This is a genomic window from Pseudomonas sp. AL03 (assembly GCF_029960815.1).
GTDB lineage: Bacteria > Pseudomonadota > Gammaproteobacteria > Pseudomonadales > Pseudomonadaceae > Aquipseudomonas.
In genome coordinates this window covers 78,520-98,074 of sequence record NZ_JASBRE010000009.1, presented here as the reverse complement: position 1 = coordinate 98,074, position 19,555 = coordinate 78,520, and the positions used below count along the sequence as shown (strand labels likewise).

The 19,555-nt window shown below is 59.9% G+C and carries 17 protein-coding genes; 11 read left to right on the top strand and 6 right to left on the bottom strand.

The annotated features are described in order from the left end of the window. Positions 1 to 97 precede the first annotated feature (97 nt). From QK293_RS11390 to QK293_RS11370, 5 genes are all read left to right on the top strand, one after another. Positions 98 to 1,012: a LysR family transcriptional regulator gene (locus tag QK293_RS11390; RefSeq protein ID WP_129439381.1), complete on the top strand. Its 915-nt coding sequence runs from the start codon at positions 98 to 100 to the stop codon at positions 1,010 to 1,012. 262 nt (positions 1,013 to 1,274) lie between these two features. Next, entirely contained in the window at positions 1,275 to 2,795 is a 1,521-nt protein-coding gene (locus QK293_RS11385; protein ID WP_282377452.1) for an MFS transporter, read from the top strand. A gap of 25 nt (positions 2,796 to 2,820) precedes the next feature. Beyond that, a complete protein-coding gene (locus QK293_RS11380) occupies positions 2,821 to 3,897 on the top strand; it encodes an HlyD family secretion protein (protein WP_282377379.1) in 1,077 nt (358 codons plus the stop codon). Further along, a complete protein-coding gene (locus QK293_RS11375) occupies positions 3,894 to 5,363 on the top strand; it encodes an efflux transporter outer membrane subunit (RefSeq protein ID WP_282377378.1) in 1,470 nt (489 codons plus the stop codon). Before QK293_RS11380 ends, QK293_RS11375 begins: the two co-directional genes overlap by 4 nt. A gap of 82 nt (positions 5,364 to 5,445) precedes the next feature. After that, on the top strand, positions 5,446 to 6,240 hold the full coding sequence (locus tag QK293_RS11370; RefSeq protein ID WP_282377377.1) for an SDR family oxidoreductase: 795 nt from the start codon (positions 5,446 to 5,448) through the stop codon (positions 6,238 to 6,240). 72 nt (positions 6,241 to 6,312) lie between these two features. On the opposite strand, the gene QK293_RS11365 is transcribed toward QK293_RS11370, so the two are convergent. Beyond that, positions 6,313 to 6,747 (bottom strand): thiamine pyrophosphate-dependent enzyme, encoded by a 435-nt coding sequence (locus QK293_RS11365; RefSeq protein ID WP_282377376.1) that lies wholly within the window; start codon positions 6,745 to 6,747, stop codon positions 6,313 to 6,315. A gap of 256 nt (positions 6,748 to 7,003) precedes the next feature. After that, the gene (yrfG, locus tag QK293_RS11360; protein WP_129439346.1) at positions 7,004 to 7,666 is read right to left on the bottom strand and encodes a GMP/IMP nucleotidase; all 663 of its coding nucleotides are present in this window, start codon (positions 7,664 to 7,666) and stop codon (positions 7,004 to 7,006) included. Positions 7,667 to 7,755: 89 nt separating this feature from the next. On the opposite strand from yrfG, the gene nudE reads away from it, so the two are divergent. Further along, positions 7,756 to 8,322 (top strand): ADP compounds hydrolase NudE, encoded by a 567-nt coding sequence (nudE, locus tag QK293_RS11355; protein ID WP_033058385.1) that lies wholly within the window; start codon positions 7,756 to 7,758, stop codon positions 8,320 to 8,322. Further along, positions 8,319 to 9,146 (top strand): 3'(2'),5'-bisphosphate nucleotidase CysQ, encoded by an 828-nt coding sequence (gene cysQ / locus QK293_RS11350; protein ID WP_282377371.1) that lies wholly within the window; start codon positions 8,319 to 8,321, stop codon positions 9,144 to 9,146. Before nudE ends, cysQ begins: the two co-directional genes overlap by 4 nt. Before the next feature lie 98 nt (positions 9,147 to 9,244). Here the strand turns inward: cysQ and QK293_RS11345 are convergent, their stop codons facing one another. From QK293_RS11345 to rfbC, 4 genes are all read right to left on the bottom strand, one after another. After that, positions 9,245 to 9,700: a thioesterase domain-containing protein gene (locus QK293_RS11345; RefSeq protein WP_282377370.1), complete on the bottom strand. Its 456-nt coding sequence runs from the start codon at positions 9,698 to 9,700 to the stop codon at positions 9,245 to 9,247. Between the two features lie 40 nt (positions 9,701 to 9,740). Then, positions 9,741 to 11,129, bottom strand: a complete 1,389-nt coding sequence (locus QK293_RS11340; RefSeq protein WP_282377369.1) for a sigma-54 dependent transcriptional regulator — start codon at positions 11,127 to 11,129, stop codon at positions 9,741 to 9,743. Beyond that, complete coding sequence (locus tag QK293_RS11335) at positions 11,126 to 12,934, bottom strand: ATP-binding protein (RefSeq protein ID WP_282377368.1); 1,809 nt, start codon at positions 12,932 to 12,934, stop codon at positions 11,126 to 11,128. Before QK293_RS11335 ends, QK293_RS11340 begins: the two co-directional genes overlap by 4 nt. A gap of 73 nt (positions 12,935 to 13,007) precedes the next feature. Next, complete coding sequence (rfbC, locus tag QK293_RS11330; protein WP_282377367.1) at positions 13,008 to 13,553, bottom strand: dTDP-4-dehydrorhamnose 3,5-epimerase; 546 nt, start codon at positions 13,551 to 13,553, stop codon at positions 13,008 to 13,010. Positions 13,554 to 13,750: 197 nt separating this feature from the next. Here rfbC and QK293_RS11325 point away from each other — a divergent pair, with 197 nt between their 5' ends. The 4 genes from QK293_RS11325 (at position 13,751) to QK293_RS11310 (ending at position 19,436) form a co-directional block, all read left to right on the top strand. Next, on the top strand, positions 13,751 to 16,663 hold the full coding sequence (locus QK293_RS11325; RefSeq protein WP_282377366.1) for an aminotransferase: 2,913 nt from the start codon (positions 13,751 to 13,753) through the stop codon (positions 16,661 to 16,663). 325 nt (positions 16,664 to 16,988) lie between these two features. Next, positions 16,989 to 17,867, top strand: coding sequence for an N-carbamoylputrescine amidase (gene aguB, locus QK293_RS11320; RefSeq protein ID WP_282377364.1), 879 nt, complete (start codon positions 16,989 to 16,991; stop codon positions 17,865 to 17,867). Between the two features lie 5 nt (positions 17,868 to 17,872). Further along, entirely contained in the window at positions 17,873 to 18,979 is a 1,107-nt protein-coding gene (gene aguA / locus QK293_RS11315; protein ID WP_282377363.1) for an agmatine deiminase, read from the top strand. 244 nt (positions 18,980 to 19,223) lie between these two features. After that, complete coding sequence (locus QK293_RS11310; RefSeq protein ID WP_046045525.1) at positions 19,224 to 19,436, top strand: hypothetical protein; 213 nt, start codon at positions 19,224 to 19,226, stop codon at positions 19,434 to 19,436. Positions 19,437 to 19,555 lie beyond the last annotated feature (119 nt).

Below are 19,555 nucleotides of genomic sequence, written 5' to 3'. Positions count from 1 at the left end.
TAGTTGCATACGGCGCAGGCTTCGCGCGCATTGGTGTTTGGTCAGAAACTGCTAGGATTGCGCCAGGATCAATTGATTTTCACAAGGAGTGTTTGTTGTGCATCTTCCAGATATGAATCTGCTGGTGGCCCTGGATGCGCTGCTGGACGAGGGCAGTGTGGTCGGTGCCGCCCGGCGCATGAGCTTGAGCCCTGCGGCGATGAGCCGGACCTTGACCCGGATACGTAGCGCAGTCGGTGACCCGATTCTGGTGCGCGCCGGGCGTGGCCTGGTGCCGACACCCAAGGCGCTGGCATTACGGGCTCAGGTGCGCAGCTTGGTCGAACAAGCTGCGCAGGTGTTCCTTTCGGGTGACGAGGTCGATCTGACGACGCTGGAACGCTGCTACAACTTGCGGGCGAATGACGTATTTGTCGCGGCCTTTGGTGCGCAGCTGCTGGAAATCATGCGCAAAAAGGCCCCACGTACCGTGCTGCGCTTCGTACCGGAAGGCGAGGGCGAGGATGACGCGTTGCGCGAAGGGCGGATCGATCTTTATATCAGTGCGACGCGCAATCTTGGGCCGGAAATCAAAGTTCAGAGCCTGTTCACCACGACCTTTGTCGGCCTGGCCCGGGTGGATCACCCAATCTTTCAGGAAGAAATCACGCCAAAACGTTTCGCCTCCTATGCGCAGGTCAGCGTGTCGCGACGCGGTCGTGCAACCGGGCCGATCGATACCGCTTTGGCCGGGATGGGCTTGCAGCGGCGTGTCGCGTTGATCACTCCTAGCTTTCACTCGGCGATGTTCGCCTTGCCCGATTCCGACCTGTTGCTGCCGCTGCCGGAGCATGTGTTGTGGAGCGTCTCGCGGCTGGGGTTGCCGTTGCGTTCGTTCCGTATCCCTATGGCGCTGGAGACGGTGGTGGTCATGCAGGCCTGGCATCCACGCTTTGATAACGACTCGGCCCATCGCTGGCTGCGTCAGACGTTGAAAGAGAGCTGCGCCAAGTACTCCTCGCCACGGGTTTGAAGCAGCTTGCGCTTCCAGGATCGCCGCAAGCCCCTTCGGGCCGAGCACGACCCCGGCTTATCGCAGCCTGTGGATTGATACGTGCGTTGGGTGCAGCTTAAAGCTTCCCATATGTCAGTTTTCGGAACTATTGCGTCTTCATAAACTATCCAGGTAACCCTTATACCTGGAGTCATGACTCAATGTGCCGTGTGTTGTTTTCTATCTTTCGGGGCGCTGGCCGACGGGTGAACCCGTGAGTTCGCTCGCAGCCTCTGCTGTTATGGCCCCGGCGCTGGAGGTGACGAAACCCGCACCGGCCGCTGCGCCAGTGTTTGGCCTGCGTATTGTGATTGGGCTGATCGGGGTGCTGATTGCCGTATTGGTGGCCGGTCTCAACGAGATGGTCACCAAAGTGGCCATGCCTGACATTCGTGGCGCGCTGTATATCGGTGCGGATGAAGGTACCTGGTTGATCGCCACTTACGCTGCCACCTCAGTCTCGGCCATGGCGTTTGCGCCCTGGTGTTCGGTCACCTTCTCCCTGCGTCGCTTCACGCTCAGCGCCATCGGTGCGTTTACCGTGCTTGGGATTCTCTGCCCGTTCGCTCCGAACCTCGAAAGCCTGATGGTGTTACGAACTTTGCAGGGGCTGGCAGGGGGCAGTTTGCCGCCGATGCTGATGACCGTCGCGCTGCGTTTCCTCCCGCCCGGCGTCAAGCTTTACGGGCTGGCAAGTTATGCGTTGACTGCCACCTTCGGCCCGAGCCTGGGGACTCCGTTGGCCGCGTTGTGGACCGAATACGTCGGTTGGCAATGGGCGTTCTGGCAGATCGTCCCGCCCTGCTTGTTGGCGATGGTCGCGGTTGCATATGGCTTGCCGCAGGACCCGATGCGCTTTGAGCGTTTCAAACAGTTTGACTGGCGTGGCCTGTTGCTCGGTTTGCCGGCGATTTGTGCGCTGGTGATCGGTCTGTCCCAGGGCAATCGTCTGGACTGGTTCGAGTCCACGCTGATCTGCTGGCTGCTTGGCGGCGGTCTGGTGCTGTTGGTGTTGTTCTTTATTAATGAATGGTCGCACCCGCTGCCGTTCTTCAAATTGCAGATGCTGACCAACCTGAACCTGTCGCACTCGTTGCTAACCCTTGGCGGGGTACTGATCGTATTGCTGGCGGTGATCATCATCCCTTCCAGCTACCTGGCTCAGGTGCAGGGTTATCGCCCGGTACAAACTGCGCCGGTATTGCTGATGGTGGCCTTGCCACAGTTGCTGGCGTTACCGATGGTGGCGGCCTTGTGCAACATCCGTCGGGTCGACTGCCGATGGGTGCTGGCAATCGGTCTTGGATTGCTGGCGCTGGCCTGTGCTGGCGGCACGCAAATCACTTCCGAGTGGATTCGTGACAACTTCTACATCTTGCAGCTGTTCCAGGTGTTTGGTCAGCCGATGGCGGTGATCCCGTTGCTGATGCTCGCTACCGGTGGCCTGGCGCCGCAAGACGGCCCATTCGCTTCCGCCTGGTTCAACACCGTCAAAGGTTTTTCGGCGGTCCTTGCTACCGGCGTGCTGGAGGCGCTGACCACGGCGCGGCTGCATTTCCACTCAACCATGCTGGTCGATCACCTGGGCAACTCGCCTCTGGCAGACAGCGACGCTGCAGGGCTTGCCCATCGCATCCACGAACAGGCGGTCGTACTGATGTCTTCGGACTTGTACTACTGCATGGCGCTGCTGGCACTGGCCTTGATTCTGTTGATCCCGTTGATGCCTTCCCGGATCTATCCACCTCGTGCGGTGGCATAGCGTTCCATTCAGAGAGAAAGTCGTTATGACTACGCGTAAAAATCAGAAAATTGCCTTGTACACGGTTGCCTTGGTTGCTCTTGGCGGGGTCATCTACCTGGCAGCGCCGCGCCTGTTTGGTTCCGGCTCGCTGCAAACCACTAACGATGCGTTTATCACGGCGGACTACACGTTGGTGGCGCCGAAGGTTTCGGGTTTTATCAGTCAGGTGCTGGTGGAGGACAACCAGCCGGTGAAGGCCGGTCAATTGCTGGTGGTAATCGATGATCGTGACTACCAGGCTGCGCTCCAGGCGGCCGAGGCACAGTCACTGGTTTCGCAGGCGCAGTTTCAAAACGCGAAAGCTACGCTGGAACGCCAGTCGTCATTGATCGCTCAGGCGCAGGCCATGATGGCTGCCGACAAGGCTGAGCAAGCTTTCGCGGAGCACGAACTGACGCGCTACAACCATCTCGCAGGCCAGGGCGCCGGCACCGTGCAAAATGCTCAGCAGGCCCGCAGCCGGGTGGATCAAGCCAGCGCCCGCTTGGCCAATTCGACCGCTGCCTTGGCCGCTTCGCGCAAACAGGTGGATATCCTCAAGGCCCAGCTCGACAGTGCCGACGGAGGCCACAAACATGCGTTGGCATCCTTGGAGCGGGCCCGTTTTGATCTGTCCTACACCCGTCTTGTGGCACCGATGGATGGTGTCGTCGGTGAACGTGCTGCGCGTGTCGGGGCCTATGTCAATCCAGGCGCGAAGATCATGGCGATTGTTCCTCTGGAGCGGGCCTATGTGGTTGGCAACTTCCAGGAAACCCAGTTGACGCATGTGCAGCCAGGGCAGCCCGTGAAGATTCGCGTCGACACCTTTAGTGGCGAGAGCCTCACCGGTCGGGTCGAAAGTATTGCGCCGGCGACCGGGGTGACCTTTGCTTCGGTCAAACCGGACAATGCGACGGGCAACTTCACCAAAGTCGTGCAGCGGATACCGGTGAAGATTGCGCTGGATCCCGATCAACCGTTGGCGAACCGCCTGCGTGTGGGCATGTCGGTGGAAGCCAGTATCGAGACGCAGGACCCGCAGGGAAACGACGCACGTAAAGAGGTCACCCTTCGATGAGTCGGACTTTCCCTGTTCAGCCATTATTGTTGTCGAGCGTGTTGATGCTCTCGGCTTGCAGCGTCGGTCCGGACTTTCAGAAGCCTCAGGGGCCAGGCAACGCAAAGTGGTCCGTGCTGCAAGGCCAGGCTGCCGCCAGTCGCCCAGAGGCTTCGCCGGTTGAAGAACGCTGGTGGGACATCTTTCACGATACGCAGTTGTCTGCCCTGGCTCGCCGTGCTGTCACCAGCAGCCTCGATATAAAAATCGCCAGTGCTCGTCTGCAGCAGAGTCGAGCGGCGCGCCAGACCATCGCCGCCGATCAATATCCGAGCCTTGATGCCGGTGTCGGCTATGAGCGGGCACGCAACAGCAGCAAGGGCCTGAGTGACCCTTCGGGCAAGGGCGGCAAGTCTGCCTTCAATCTCTGGGAGGGCGATTTCACCGCTGCCTGGGAGCTAGACTTGTGGGGCCGGGTCAAACGCGAAGTGGAAGTGGCCGATGCATCGGTCGAGGTGGCTGAGAACGACCGGCGCATGGTCCTGCTGTCGACTCTGGCCGAGACCGCTCGCGATTACATTCAGCTGCGCGGCGTGCAGAGCACCCTCGCGGTCACTCGCGAGAACCTGGATGTTTCCCGGCACAGCCTGAAGCTGTCGCAGATGCGTTTGGCTGATGGCATCGCGACCAATCTGGATGTGGCTGAAGCCGCTGCGCAGGTCGCGGCAGTCGAAGCTCGCTTACCGTTGCTCGAACAGCGTCAGGCACAGTTGATCAATGCATTGAGCCTGCTGTTGGCCGAGCCACCAAGAGCCTTGCAGGCCGAACTGGAACGACCGGCGCCAGTACCGCAAACCCCACAAAACTTCGCAATTGGCTTGCCGTCGGAGCTGGCCGAGCGTCGCCCGGATATTCGTCAGGCCGAAGCCCGTCTGCATGCCGCGACGGCTGGGATCGGAGTGGCCAAGGGTGATTTCTATCCGCGCATTCGTCTGTCCGGCAACGTGGGTTTCCAGTCGATGCAGCTATCGGATTTCGGATCCTGGGGCTCGCGCCAATTTGCTATCGGCCCACAGTTGAGCCTGCCGATTTTCGAGGGTGGACGTTTGCGTGGGATGGTCAAGTTGCGCGAGGCGCAACAACAGGAAGCGGCGCTCGATTACCAACAGGTGGTGCTTCGGGCCTGGCATGAAATTGATGATGTGCTGACCTTGTACAACGCCAGCCAACTGCGACGTGACCGACTGGCCGAAGCGGTGCGGCAGAATCGGATTGCGCTGGAAACTGCGCAAAGCCAGTACGTCGAAGGGGTGGTGGATTTCCTCAACGTGCTGACGGTTCAGAGCGCCTTGTTGGCGAATCAGGAACAACTGGTGGAAAGCTCGACCACGGTCTCGTTGGCCATGGTTGGGCTCTATAAATCACTAGGTGGCGGCTGGCAGTCGATTTATCCGCTGGCAACGGCTGATGCCGGTATCACGCGTTGAGGCGCCAGGCTTTTCGAATCAATTACGGCGGACCTTGAGTCCGCCTTTTGTGTCGTTACATCATCCATCGGAGGAAGTAAGCATGAACATATCGTTGCACGGAAAGCGCGCGATCGTCAGTGGTTCCACGGCCGGTATTGGTCTGGCTATTGCTTTCGGTCTGGCCGAGGCGGGTGCTGAAGTGGTCATCAACGGGCGTAGCGAGGAGAGGGTGCGCAAGGCTATCGAGCACATTCTGAGCCGACTGCCGGGTGCTCGGCTGATCGGTCTTGCAGCCGATCTGGGAACCGTGGAAGGCGCGCAGGAACTGTTCTCCAAAATCTCGAATGTCGACATCCTGGTGAACAACCTGGGGATCTTCGAGCCCAAGGGTTTCTTTGATATTACCGATGCCGACTGGCAGCGTTTTTTCGACGTCAACGTGATGAGCGCAGTGCGTCTGTCACGTCACTATGCGCCGGCCATGGCTGAACGTGGCTGGGGTCGCGTGTTGTTCCTGTCCAGTGAATCGGCGTTGCAGATTCCGGCTGAAATGGTCCATTACGGCACCACCAAAACCGCGCTGCTGGCAATCTCTCGTGGCCTGGCGGAAACGCTGGCCGGCACCGGTGTGACGGTCAACGCAGTACTGCCGGGGCCAACGCGCTCTGAAGGTGTCGGCGGTTTCTTCGCGCAGATGGCCGAAGAACAAGGCGTGCCGTCTGAGCAGTTGGAGAAGAGCTTCATCGCGCAACATCGCGCAAGCTCGCTGATCAAGCGTTTGGCGACGACTGAAGAAGTGGCGAATCTGGTGGTCTATCTGGCGTCGCTTCAAGCCAGTGCAACCACCGGTGCGGCGATGCGTGTCGATGGTGGCGTGGTTCGCTCCATCGCCTGATGCAGAGGGAGACCGTTGAAGGTCACTGGAGGCAAGAAGGCATGGGCGGTGACCACCGCCGATGCCTTTGGCTCAGACCGCCATGGACAACGTTTCGGTCGCTTTGGGACTGGGACCGAAATCGAAATCGGCAAACATCTTCGCGAAACGCTTGAGCGACTCAGGGGCATCCGTCCGCTCCATCATCACTTCGATAAACACCAGCTCGTTGGCTGTCGCTGCCTGTTCGACAGCGGCCTCCAATTGATCTTCGGTGTGCACGATCAGCCGTCGAGAGCGATTGCGCGTGTCCAGTACATACGGCAGCTCGGCGTAACGCCAGCGGTTGACGTCGTTGTAGCTGGAGTTCTCGCCGAGTATCAGGCGCTCGATGGTATAGCCGTCGTTGTTGATCAGGAAAATAATCGGCTTGAGGTCACGACGCAGAATCGATGACAGCTCCTGCACGGTCATCTGGATCGAACCGTCGCCGATGAACAGCATCTGCCGGCGTTGCGGTTGGGCCACCAGCGAGCCGAGCAGGGTCGGCAGAGTGAAACTGAAAACAGACCCGTGCTCGTGTTGGTAAATCGAGCGCCGATGCTGATCACGCAGTCTGAGTTTTCAATCGCTTCACGTACGCTCGGAGCCGAACCAGCGCCGACGTAGGTCCCGAGAAACAGGCGATGCGATTCCGGCAGCATGGCCTTCTGCATCCACCAGTAGCGTCGGCGTGCTGGCCTTTGGCGGTCAGCGCGGCGGCTTTTTTCGTTTACGGACAGTTCTAAAGGCCTTCGATCAATTCTCGATAATCCCCCACCGCCGCGAATTCAGCGGTGTCTTTCGGCCCTTTGCGGCTGTCCGGTTCGCTCACGGCCAATAGATGCGCAACCCCGAAGTCGCGGGCGCTACGCAGAATCGGCAAGGTGTCGTCGATAAACAGACTGCGCGCCGGATCAAAGCCGATGTCCGCCTGCAGGGCATCCCAAAACTGCGGGTTTTCCTTGGCGAAACCGTAATCATGCGAGCTGATCAACCGCTCGAAGTACGGCGCCAGTTCGATTCTTTCCAGCTTCAGTGACAGCGAATCGCGGTGTGCATTGGTGATCAGCACCACGCGTTTGCCGGCCTGTTTGATCGCCGCCAAAAAAGTGTCTGCGTCCGGTCGCAAGGCGATCAGGTGCGCCGTTTCCAGTTTCAATTCGCGCACCGGCAGTTTGAGCTCGGCGCTCCAGAAATCCAGGCAATACCATTGCAACTGGCCGGCATTGCGCTCGAACAGTGGCTGCAATTCCATCTCGGCCATGGCCCGGCTCACCCCGTGCAACTCAGCGTAACGCTGGGGCAGGTGCTCCATCCAGAAATGGTTGTCGTAGTGCAGGTCCAGCAGCGTACCGTCCATATCTAGCAGTACGGTGTCGATGTCGCGCCAGGGCAGCAGGGACATAAAAACTTCTCCAGCGGTAAAAAAGATATCCGAGGTCAACAATCAGGATAGGCCGGGTATAGTAACGCGTTCACGCCAAGGAGCTTTTCATGCGCCAGAAACCCACCATCCTCGCCCGCGAGATCGTCGCCACCAGCCGTTTGTTCTGCGTCGAAGAGCTGAAGTTGCGCTTTTCCAATGGCGTGGAGCGCACGTATGAACGACTGGTGGGCAAGGGCGCCGGTTATGGCGCGGTGATGATCGTGGCGATGCTGGATGCAGACCACGCGGTGTTGGTCGAAGAGTATTGCGGCGGCACCGATGAATACGAGCTTTCCTTGCCCAAAGGCTTGATCGAGCCGGGTGAAGACGTGCTGGCGGCGGCCGAACGTGAACTCAAGGAAGAGGCCGGGTATGGCGCGCGGCAACTGGAGCATCTGACTGAGTTGTCGTTGTCGCCCGGTTACATGAGCCAGAAGATCCAGGTGGTGTTGGCCACCGATCTGTACGAAGAAAGCCTTGAAGGCGATGAGCCCGAGCCAATGGGTGTGGATAAAATTAACCTGCGTGAGTTGTCGGCCCTGGCCCAGAACCCGCGATTCACTGAGGGCCGTGCATTGGCAGCGCTTTATCTGGCCCGTGATCTGCTGACTCAGCGTGGAGTGTTCCAGCCATGAATTTCCCCCATCCGTTGATGGCGCCTGTTGTTGAGCTGGCGCTGAAAGCCGGTGAAGCCATTCTGCCGTTTTGGCGTGCGAACGTCGTCGTGACAGCAAAATCCGATGATTCTCCGGTGACGGCCGCCGACATGGCAGCCCACCATGTGATCCTGGCCGGGCTGACGGCGCTGGACCCGAGCATCCCGGTGCTGTCCGAAGAAGACGCCAACATTCCCCAGAGCGTGCGCGCCGGGTGGCAGCGTTGGTGGTTGGTCGACCCGCTGGACGGGACCAAGGAGTTCATTTCCGGTAGCGAAGAATTTACCGTCAACATTGCGCTGATCGAGCAGGGGCGAGTGGTGTTTGGCGTGGTGTCGATGCCGACCAACGAGCGCTTCTACGTCGGTGGTGCTGATTTGGGCGCGTGGCGTGGCGATAAAGGCGCAACGCCGCTGCCAATTCAGGTGCGCGACGTGCCAGCGGCGGGCGAGGCATTTACCGTGGTTGCCAGTCGTCGGCATTCAAGTCCTGAGCAGGAGCGCTTGCTGGCCGGGTTGAGCGACAGTCTGGGTGAGCTGCACTTGGCCAATATCGGCAGTTCGTTGAAGTTTTGTTTGCTGGCGGAAGGGGCGGCGGATTGTTATCCGCGGTTGGCGCCGACTTCGCAGTGGGACACGGCCGCTGCGCAAGGCGTGCTGGAAGGGGCTGGCGGTGAGGTGCTGGATTTGAGCGGTGCGCCGTTTTGTTATCCGGCGCGGGAATCGTTGTTGAATGAGTTTTTTTTGGCGCTGCCGGCGAAGGCTGCTTGGCGGGAGAAGTTGTTGACGTTGGCGCGGGCCTGAAGATCAAGGGATCGCAGCCTCGTTTCACTCGACAGCTGCTACAGAGAAGCGCGCCCTTGTAGCAGCTGTCGAGTGAAACGAGGCTGCGATCTTTTGCTTCAACGGTGAAGGACGTACTGCCCGGTAAACGTCACCGCATCTTCCTCACTCCCCACATTCACAATCCTTGAATGCAGCTTCAACCGCGCCCGTCCATACCGCTCATACATCGCCAAAAACTTCTTCCACACCGCCGCACTCGGCGCCTGGCAGATCGCTGTCGCGTCCATGGTCACCGGCAATGGATAGCTGATATGCCCTTCATGAATCACGATGTGCCCGCCTTTAACCCCTTCTTCACGCAATCGCAAATGCAGCCAGCCCCAACCCGCCAGCACCGCGCCGCAATACAGGCTGCCGCCGAACATGGTGCTCTTGTGGTTGACGTTGGCCTCCAGCGGCAAGTGCAGGCGCAGTTGCTGGTCGTGCCAGTCGAGCACCTTGAGGCCCATGTCCCGCGTAAGGGGGATGTCGTGATGGAGAATCGATTCCAGGTGACGACTGTCGCGGCTCATGCACGGATCTCTTGTATGAGGATGATGATTTGACGGTAGCTCAATCGAGTTCGTCGGTGTGGCTGCTGACACCACCGTCGGCGAAGTTCAACCCGTGCTTGCGCAGTTTGTCGTGCAAGGTTTTGCGCGGGATACCGAGGGCTTCGGCGAGGCTGCGCACGGAACTGTGAGAGCGCGCCAGTTCGGCGGCGATCAAGGTTTTTTCGAAGTTTTCCACTTGTTCGCTGAGACCGCCGCTGACCCCTTCGACCGTCATGCCCGCAGCCGGCGCGCTGTTGTCCAGCGCCAGTTCCAGGCCCAGGGCAAAGCGTTCGGCGGCGTTTTGCAGTTCGCGCACGTTGCCCGGCCAGGTGTGGCGCAGCAGCAGGGCGCGTTGTCCCGGTTGCAGTTCATGGGGCGGTAAGCCGTGGCGGGTGCTGGCTTCGTCGGCGAAATACTGGAACAGCATCAGCGCATCTTCGCCGCGCTCGCGCAGCGGTGGAATACGCAGCGGTGCGACGTTCAGACGGTAATACAAATCGGCACGGAAGCGGCCCTGATCGGCGGATTGACGCAGGTCTTCCTTGGTCGCGGCGATGATGCGGATGTCCAGCGGGATCAGCTGATTGCCGCCCAAACGCTCGACGACGCGCTCCTGCAGCAAACGCAGCAATTTCACCTGTACATCCAGGCTCATGCTTTCGATTTCATCGAGGAACAACGTGCCGCCATTGGCGAATTCGAACTTGCCGATGCGGCGCTTTTGCGCGCCGGTAAAGGCGCCTGGCTCGTGCCCGAACAGCTCGCTTTCTACCACCGACTCGGCCAGGGCGCCGGCATTGATCGCCACGAACGGACCGTTACGACGGCTCGACAGATCATGCAAAGCACGTGCGACCACTTCTTTACCCGCACCGGTTTCACCCAGGATCAGCACATCAGCCTTGGTCGCCGCCAATGCTCCGATCTGCTCGCGCAGGCGCAGCATCGATGCCGATTGCCCGACCAGTCGGGTACTCAGTTCATTGCGATCGCTCAGGGCCAGACGCAGGCTGCGGTTGTCCAGCACCAGCCGGCGCAAGGCCAGGGCACGGCGCACGCTGTCGAGCAGGGCGTCGCTGGCGAAGGGCTTTTCCAGAAAGTCATAAGCCCCGGCGCGCATCGCTTGCACGGCCAGCGGCACATCGCCGTGCCCGGTAATCAATAGCACTGGCAGATCCGGGTCCTGGGCATGCAGTTCGGTCAGCAGTTCGAGACCGTCCATGCCCGGCATGCGGATGTCACTGACCACCACGCCGGGCCAGTCGCGCTCCAGTTTTACGGCCAGGCCCTTGGCTTCGGCCAGTGGCAGAATTTTCAGGCCGGCGAGGTCCAGGGTCTGGCTCAGGGCCTGACGCAGATGCGGATCGTCGTCGATCAGCACGACCTGGATGCGGTTGTCGATGGTCATGCACTTCGGTCCTCGGACGGTTGCAGGCTCACACCCGGTGCGCCTGCACGCAGCTTCAGGGTAATCAGGGCGCCGCCTTCCTTGTGGTTGGCGAACGACAGTTCACCCCCGAAGGCACGCATCAGGGTTTCGCAAATCGCCAACCCCAGACCAAGCCCCTGAGTGCGGGTCTTGGTGGTGTAGAAAGGCTCGCTGGCACGACCAAGGGCTTCCATGCAAAACCCGGGGCCATTGTCGCGAATGTACAGATTGACGCCGTCGGCGGTGGATTGGGCACTCAACCAGAGCTTACGCGGCGGGCCTTTTTCCGTCAGGGCGTCCAGGGCGTTGGCCAGCAGATTGCCGAGCACCTGACGCAGACGGGTTTCCCCGGCCTCGACCCACAGGGTGGCGGCGGGCAAGTCGCGGATCAGTTCGACTTCCATGCTGCGCCGGCGTTTGGCCAGCAACGCCAGCGCATCGTCCAGCGCCGGTTGCAGGGCGACGCTTTCCGGGGCGTGGCGATCGCGCCGGGCGAAGGCGCGAAGGTGGGCGATGATTGACGCCATTCGCCCGGTCAGTTCGCTGATCAGCTTGAGGTTGCCGCGCGCATCGTCGGTGCGCTGATGATCGAGCAGCACTTCGGCGTTTTCCGCGTAGCTGCGGATCGCCGCCAGCGGTTGATTCAACTCGTGGCTGATGCTCGCCGACATGGTGCCAAGGGCCGACAGTTTACCGGCCTGCACCAGATCATCCTGAGCGCGAACCAACTCTTGCTGGGCCTGTTCGCGTTCCAGCACTTCCTGTTTCAATCGACGGTTGAGACCTTCGAGGTCGCTGGTCCGCTCGGCTACCCGGCCTTCCAGTTCATGACGGGCCTTGGCTTCGAAGGCGATCCGTTCGAGGTAATGTCGGCGGCGCTGCATCATCAGGCCCAGCAGCAACATCAACACCAACAACGTCGCGCCCCCGATGGCGACGACCGTGCGCACCGGGCGATCGATCAAGGTGCGTGGGGCGAGGATGCTGACGTTCCAACCGGTTTCTGCGATTTGTTGGGTCTGTGTCAGCCAGGCATTGGGGTTGAGCCTCAATGGTTTGGGATCGCGGGTCGGATAGGGTTGAATGGCGGTGATAGCCTTGCGTTCTTCCTCGCCCAACGGACGGGTCGAGCGGAATCGCCACTCGGGCCGCGACGTGAGAATGACCACGCCGTTATGGTCAGTCAGCAGCAGTTGTTCCGGGGTTTTGCCCCAGAGGCTTTCGGTATGGTCCAGGTCGACCTTGACCACCAGCACACCGATGATCTTTTCGCCGTTACGCACGGCGGCGGCGAAGAAATAGCCGCGCTTGGCCGATGTCGTTCCCAAGCCGAAAAAACGCCCAAGCCGCCCGGCCATGGCTTCGCTGAAATACGGCCGGAAGGAAAAATTACGCCCGACGAAACTGTCGTGTTTGTCCCAATTGGACGCGGCCAGGGTCTTGCCCGTGGTGTCCATCAGGTACATGACTTCGGCGCCGGTCTGGGCACTGATGTTTTTCAACAAACGGTTGGCGTTGCCCTGAGTGACACCATCGTCGGGCGCGCCAAGGACGGCTCGCAGCGCCGGCAGATCGCCGAGGATCTGCGGCAACACTTCATAACGGTGCAGGGTGCCCAGCAGGTTGGCAACGTAAAGGTCGAGCGTCTGACGGTTCTGCCCGGCCAGTTCGCTGCGGTAATAACGCTCGGCCAGATGCTCCAGCGGCCACAGCAACGGCGCCAGGCACAGTGCCAGCAGGGCCAGGCTGCGCCAGCGGGGTCTGCGGGGGAGGGTCGGAGTCATGAGCATCGAGCGCCTGTGGGTACAGGCGCATTATGCCTAGGCTTGCGGGCGCAGTCTGCGCACCGTGGGTGTTTCAGGAAAAGACGTCAGCGTCCTTGAAGAACGCGGCAGCCTGATCTTTGCCAGACAATTGCGGTGCTTCGTCCAGTTGCCAATCAATGGCCAGGTCCGGGTCGTCCCAGCGAATGCAGCGCTCGGCGGACGGGGTGTAGTAGTCGGTGGTTTTGTAGAGGAATTCGGCGAACTCGCTCAGTACTACAAAACCGTGGGCGAAACCCTCCGGGACCCAGAGTTGGCGATGGTTCTCGGCGGACAGACGCACGGCCACCCATTTGCCGAAATGTGGCGAACTGCGGCGAATGTCCACAGCCACGTCAAGTACTTCGCCGACTGTGACGCGAACCAGTTTGCCCTGGGTGTTTTCCAGCTGGTAATGCAGGCCGCGCAATACGCCTTTTTGCGAGCGGGAATGGTTGTCTTGAACAAAATTCGTCTCAAGGCCAGTCGCTTTTTTGAAAGTCTTGGCATTGAAGCTTTCATAGAAGAAACCGCGCTCGTCACCAAATACCTTGGGTTCGATGATCAGAACACCGGGCAGCTCGGTGGTGACTACTTTCATGGTCTTTCTCCAGCAATAGGCGTTGATGGGCGACATTCTTGCGCAAAGTGCCGGCCGGTGCGAGTGGAGTGTTTTTTTTCCTGATCCGTTCACTGATTTTGTCGAGCATCCGGTAGGTGTCAGGCAGGCGAAGGGGGTTGCGTATCGCCCCAAGCAGTGGCGTTATAAGCGCCTAGTAAAATTTCAGGGGTCGTTGTATGCCGCTCGCCACGTTGATTCATCGCGCCAGTTTGCCCAGCCCGCAAGTGTCTGCGGAGCAAGCGCTTGAGCTGTTGAAGGGGCATTACGGGCTGAGTGGAAGGTTGCAGGCCCTCGGCAGCCAGCAGGATCTTAACTATCGGGTCGACAGCGACCAGGGGCGTTTTGTCCTGAAAATCTGCCGTGGCGACTACTCGGCGCTGGAGCTGCACGCCCAGCACGCCGGGCTCAAGCATTTGGGTGAACACCCCGATGTGCAAGTGCCGCGAGTGATTGCGGCCAAAAACGGTGCAGAGCTGCTCTCTCTGGAAGTCGGCGGCCAACCGGTGCACGTGCGCCTGCTCGATTACATCGAAGGCCAGTCGCTTACACACCTTGATCATCTGCCCGGTTCAGTGGTGGCCGGATTTGGTCGTCTCTGCGGAAAAATGGATCTGGCCCTGGCCGGTTTCGACCATCCGGGCCTCGAGCGCACCCTTCAATGGGACGCCCGCCACGCCAGCGCGTTGATCGCGCATTTGCTGCCGGTCATCAAGGATGACCAGCAGCGCCTGCTGATCGCTGATGCGGCTGAACGGGCCGAGCGTCATTTGCTGCCGCTTGTGGATAAGTTGCCGGTGCAGGCGATTCACATGGACGTCACCGACGACAACGTGGTGTGGCAGCGAGATTCGCAACGCCAGTGGCAATTGCAGGGTGTGATCGATTTCGGCGACCTGGTTCGTACCTGGCGCATTACTGATCTGTCGGTGACCTGCGCGGCGCTACTGCACCACGCTGATGGCGATCCGTTCTACATTTTGCCGGCGGTTCAGGCCTATCACGCTGTCAATCCGCTCACGCATGAAGAGCTACTGGCGCTCTGGCCGCTGATCGTCGCCCGTGCGGCGGTGTTGGTGCTCAGCGGCGAACAGCAGGTCAGTATCGATCCTGGCAACGAGTACAGCCGCGACAACCTCACCCACGAGTGGGAGATTTTCCGCGTCGCTACATCGGTGCCGTTGGCGTTGATGGAAGCAGCGATCCTTGCCTCGGTCGGCCAGAGCCTGCCAAGTATCGGCAGCGAAGGATTTGCGCCGCTGTTGCCGAGTCTGGTCGGGCGTGAGTTTGCGTTGATCGATTTGGGCGTGCTCAGTGCGCATTTCGAGGCCGGTAACTGGGAGCAGGAGGGGATCGATCAGCGCCTGCTGACCGAGGCTGCCGCGACTCACGGTCTGGCGGCCAGTCGTTATGGGCAATATCGCTTGTCCCGCACCCGGCCGGACAGCGCCACTGAGCCGGACACTTGCCCGTTGCATGTCGAGTTGCGAGTGCCCCACGGCACGGCAGTCGAGTCGCCGTTTGCCGGCGTGGTCCATCAGCCGGCGGTGGGTGTGCTGCAATTGGATGGCCCGCAACTGAGTGTGCGTCTGTGGGGCGTGACCCCGTCGCTGCACACGGGCGCAGCGCTGGTCAAAGGACAGGTGCTGGGTTCGGTCAACGGGCCATTGGTGGTGCAGTTGTGCCGAGGCGCTTCGTTCAATGCTCCCTTGTTTTGCACACCGTCTCGCGCCGCCGCCTGGCAAGCGTTGTGCCCGTCACCGGCGGTGCTGCTGGGACTGGCCTGTGACGCCGAAGAAGAACTCGATTCGCAGACGTTGCTGGCCCGCCGCGACGCCAGTTTCGCCCGGACCCAGAAGCACTATTACGTCGACCCACCGCGCATCGAACGTGGCTGGCGCAATCACCTGATCGACATGCAGGGCCGCTCCTACCTCGACATGCTCAACAACGTCGCGGTGCTTGGCCACGGTCATCCGCGCATGGCCGCTGTCGCGAGTCGTCAGTGGTCGCTGCTCAATACCAACTCGCGGTTCAACTACGCAGCGATTGCCGAGTTTTCCGAGCGTTTGCTGAAACTGTCGCCGGATTCCATGGACAGAGTGTTCCTGGTCAACAGCGGCACCGAGGCCAACGACCTCGCGATCCGCTTGGCGTGGGCCTACAGCGGCGGTCGCGACATGCTCAGTGTGCTTGAGGCGTATCACGGCTGGTCGGTGGCAGCCGATGCGGTCTCGACCTCGATTGCCGACAACCCGAAGGCCTTGAGCAGCCGTCCGGACTGGGTGCATCCGGTCACCGCACCGAACACCTATCGCGGCGAATTCCGTGGACCGGACAGCGCGCCGGACTACGTGCGCAGCGTCGAACACAACCTGACGAAAATGGCCGAGCAGAAACGTCAGCTGGCCGGTTTCATCTGTGAACCGGTGTACGGCAATGCCGGCGGTATCTCGTTGCCGCCGGGTTACTTGAAGCAGGTTTACGCGTTGGTTCGTGCCCAGGGCGGCGTGTGTATTGCCGACGAAGTGCAGGTCGGCTACGGCCGCATGGGCAAATTTTTCTGGGGTTTTGAAGAGCAAGGCGTGGTGCCGGACATCATCACCATGGCCAAAGGCATGGGCAACGGTCAGCCACTGGGCGCGGTGATCACCCGTAGGGAAATCGCCGAAGCGCTGGAAGCCGAAGGTTATTTCTTCTCGTCGGCCGGCGGCAGCCCGGTCAGTTGCCAGATCGGCATGGCAGTGCTGGATGTGATGGAAGAAGAAAAGCTTTGGGAAAATGCTCAGGTCGTGGGCGGGTATTTCAAGGAGCGGCTTGAAGCGCTGATCGATATTCATCCGCTGGTGGGCGCGGTGCATGGTTCCGGCTTCTATCTGGGCGTCGAGTTGATCCGCAATCGCGAAACCCTGGAGCCGGCGACCGAAGAAACCACGGCGCTGTGTGATCGGTTGCGCGAGTTGGGGATCTTCATGCAGCCGACCGGCGATTACCTGAACATCCTCAAGATCAAACCGCCGATGGTGACCTCGCGTCAGAGCGTGGATTTCTTTGTCGACATGCTGTCGAAGGTGTTGGGAGAAGGACTGTAAACATCACCGTACTGATCGTTCCCACGCTCTGCGTGGGTATGCCTCACTGGACGCTCTGCGTCCGCTCTTGGGACGCGGAGCGTCCCCGGCTGCATTCCCACGCGGAGCGTGGGAACGATCAGTAATAGGGCTAAAATATCGATTGTTATCGGGATTAATTGATGATTTTTAGACAGATGGAGTATTTGTTGCTTTAAAAGCCGATTTTTATCGGCTATAAAGTCACCACTGCCCACGGTGTGGACCCACCACGCCCGGTGCTTCCCATTTCTGTCATCGGTCGAAGCCACACTCGACCCTCAAGCACTTGCTCAGGAGCCGATTCATGAGCCGTATCGTTACCGTCGCCGCCACCCAGATGGCCTGTTCCTGGGACCTTGAAGCCAACATCGAGACCGCTGAGAAGCTGGTCCGTGAGGCCGCGGCCAAAGGCGCACAGATCATCCTGATCCAGGAACTGTTCGAGGCGCCGTACTTCTGCCAGAAACCAAACCCGGATTACTTGCAACTGGCTACGACCGTTGAAGACAACGTCGCCATCAAGCACTTCCAGAAAGTCGCCAAAGAACTGCAAGTCGTACTGCCGATCAGCTTCTATGAACGGGCGGGTCGCGCGCGTTTCAACAGCATCGCGATCATCGATGCCGACGGCAGCAACCTCGGTATTTATCGTAAAAGCCATATCCCGGACGGCCCTGGCTACCACGAAAAGTACTACTTCAACCCTGGCGATACCGGCTTCAAAGTCTGGAACACCCGTTACGCAAAAATCGGCGTGGGTATCTGCTGGGACCAATGGTTCCCGGAATGCGCTCGCAGCATGGCGTTGCAAGGCGCGGAAATCCTGTTCTACCCGACCGCGATCGGTAGCGAGCCACACGACAAGACCATTTCGTCCCGTGATCACTGGCAGCGTGTGCAACAGGGCCATGCCGGCGCCAACCTGATGCCGCTGATCGCCAGCAACCGCATCGGCAACGAAGAGCAGGACGGTTACGACATTACGTTCTATGGTTCGTCTTTCATCGCCAACCAGTTCGGCGAGAAGGTTCAGGAACTCAACGAAACCGAAGAAGGCGTACTGGTTCAGAGCTTCGACCTCGACGAGTTGGAGCACATCCGCAGCGCGTGGGGTTCGTTCCGTGACCGTCGGCCGAACCTGTACGGCGCCATCAAAACCCTCGACGGTTCCCTGGAGTCCTGATCACCATGACCGCCTTAAATAGCACGCCTCGCGTCGACGGCTTCTACATGCCCGCCGAGTGGGCGCCGCAAACCCAGACCTGGATGATCTGGCCCGAGCGCCCGGACAACTGGCGCCTGGGTGGCAAACCGGCGCAAGCCGCGCACGTCGCTGTAGCGAAAGCCATCGCACGTTTCGAACCGGTGACTGTTGCGGTTTCCACCGGCCAATACGAAAACGCCCGTGCCCGTCTGGACGTGCCGAATATTCGTGTGGTGGAAATGTCCAGCGACGACGCCTGGGTTCGCGACACCGGCCCGACATTCGTCATCAATAACAGCGGTGAAGTCCGTGGTGTGAACTGGGACTTCAACGCGTGGGGCGGGTTCGACGGGGGTCTGTACTCGCCGTGGAATCGCGATTCGCAGGTCGGCGGCAAGATCCTCGAGATCGAGCGCAGCCAGCGCTACCGCACCGAGGGCTTCGTGCTCGAAGGCGGTTCGATTCACGTCGATGGCGAGGGCACGCTGATCACCACCGAAGAATGCCTGCTCAACCGCAATCGTAATCCGCACATGAACCGTGCAGAAATCGAAGCGGTGCTCAGTGCGAATCTGGCTGTGGATAAAATCATTTGGCTGCCGGACGGTTTGTTCAACGACGAAACCGACGGTCATGTGGATAACTTCTGCTGCTACGTGCGTCCGGGTGAAGTATTGCTGGCCTGGACCGACGATCCGCAAGACCCGAACTACTCGCGTTGCCAGGCGGCGATGAAAGTGCTGGAAAGCAGCACCGACGCCAAGGGCCGCCCATTCACGGTGCACAAAATGCCGATTCCGGGGCCGCTGTATGCGACCGAAGACGAGTGCGCCGGCGTGGATCCGGTGGACGGTACTCAGGAACGTAATCCGACCGTGCGTTTGGCGGGTTCCTACGTGAACTTCCTCATCGTTAACGGCGGCATCATCGCGCCGAGCTTCGACGACCCGTTGGATGGCCCGGCAAAAGAGATTTTGCAGAGTCTGTTCCCGCAGCACGAAGTGGTGATGGTGCCCGGCCGCGAACTGTTACTGGGAGGCGGTAACATCCACTGCCTTACCCAACAACAGCCAGCGCCGCACAAGGAGTGAGTGGGGTTGTAACAGCTTGAGTTGATTGCAGAATCGGCTCAGCAACCGTTTTCCCTTCCCGCGTTATAGGAAGCCCGCAGCCCTTCAGGACTGCGGGCTTTTTTGTATCCGCTTGTCGACAGTTCCGAAACCTTGGCACAGCTCTTGTATCTCTCCTGGTGTAAAACAGGGAGGGGAGAACTGCGATGTTCTGTCATAAACCTTGGATAAGTTAGCCGCTCACACACCAGGAGAGAGCGCGGAAATGAACGCCGAAATGAATGTAGTGAGCGAACGGGCGTTGCATCCCCTGGCAGTAAACAGCGAATCGCTCCAGGTCCTGGCGCACTGGTTGAAGTCCAATGGAACGCGTCAGATCAGAGAACCTGATCCGCGCCGGATGATGATCGAGCGCTACCCCGCTGGTTTGTTCAGCGAAGCGGAGCTGGAAGCGTTGTGGGATGTGATGGAAGGATAAGAAGAAAAACAACGGATTGGTAAAAGCGCTGCCGGGATGGCGGCGCTTTTTTATGGGCGAAGGTTTTTTTCGTGATCGCCGCTGACCCTTGTCGATGATCGTTCCCACGCTCCGCGTGG

What these genes read in the sequence shown, in the direction of transcription:
- QK293_RS11385 (WP_282377452.1), top strand. Translation starts at nt 1,275, where the DNA reads ATGGCCCCGGCGCTGGAGGTGACGAAACCCGCACCGGCCGCTGCGCCA.
- QK293_RS11380 (WP_282377379.1), top strand. Translation starts at nt 2,821, where the DNA reads ATGACTACGCGTAAAAATCAGAAAATTGCCTTGTACACGGTTGCCTTG.
- QK293_RS11375 (WP_282377378.1), top strand. Translation starts at nt 3,894, where the DNA reads ATGAGTCGGACTTTCCCTGTTCAGCCATTATTGTTGTCGAGCGTGTTG.
- QK293_RS11370 (WP_282377377.1), top strand. Translation starts at nt 5,446, where the DNA reads ATGAACATATCGTTGCACGGAAAGCGCGCGATCGTCAGTGGTTCCACG.
- yrfG (WP_129439346.1), bottom strand. Translation starts at nt 7,666, where the DNA reads ATGTCCCTGCTGCCCTGGCGCGACATCGACACCGTACTGCTAGATATG.
- nudE (WP_033058385.1), top strand. Translation starts at nt 7,756, where the DNA reads ATGCGCCAGAAACCCACCATCCTCGCCCGCGAGATCGTCGCCACCAGC.
- cysQ (WP_282377371.1), top strand. Translation starts at nt 8,319, where the DNA reads ATGAATTTCCCCCATCCGTTGATGGCGCCTGTTGTTGAGCTGGCGCTG.
- QK293_RS11345 (WP_282377370.1), bottom strand. Translation starts at nt 9,700, where the DNA reads ATGAGCCGCGACAGTCGTCACCTGGAATCGATTCTCCATCACGACATC.
- QK293_RS11340 (WP_282377369.1), bottom strand. Translation starts at nt 11,129, where the DNA reads ATGACCATCGACAACCGCATCCAGGTCGTGCTGATCGACGACGATCCG.
- QK293_RS11335 (WP_282377368.1), bottom strand. Translation starts at nt 12,934, where the DNA reads ATGACTCCGACCCTCCCCCGCAGACCCCGCTGGCGCAGCCTGGCCCTG.
- rfbC (WP_282377367.1), bottom strand. Translation starts at nt 13,553, where the DNA reads ATGAAAGTAGTCACCACCGAGCTGCCCGGTGTTCTGATCATCGAACCC.
- QK293_RS11325 (WP_282377366.1), top strand. Translation starts at nt 13,751, where the DNA reads ATGCCGCTCGCCACGTTGATTCATCGCGCCAGTTTGCCCAGCCCGCAA.
- aguB (WP_282377364.1), top strand. Translation starts at nt 16,989, where the DNA reads ATGAGCCGTATCGTTACCGTCGCCGCCACCCAGATGGCCTGTTCCTGG.
- aguA (WP_282377363.1), top strand. Translation starts at nt 17,873, where the DNA reads ATGACCGCCTTAAATAGCACGCCTCGCGTCGACGGCTTCTACATGCCC.
- QK293_RS11310 (WP_046045525.1), top strand. Translation starts at nt 19,224, where the DNA reads ATGAACGCCGAAATGAATGTAGTGAGCGAACGGGCGTTGCATCCCCTG.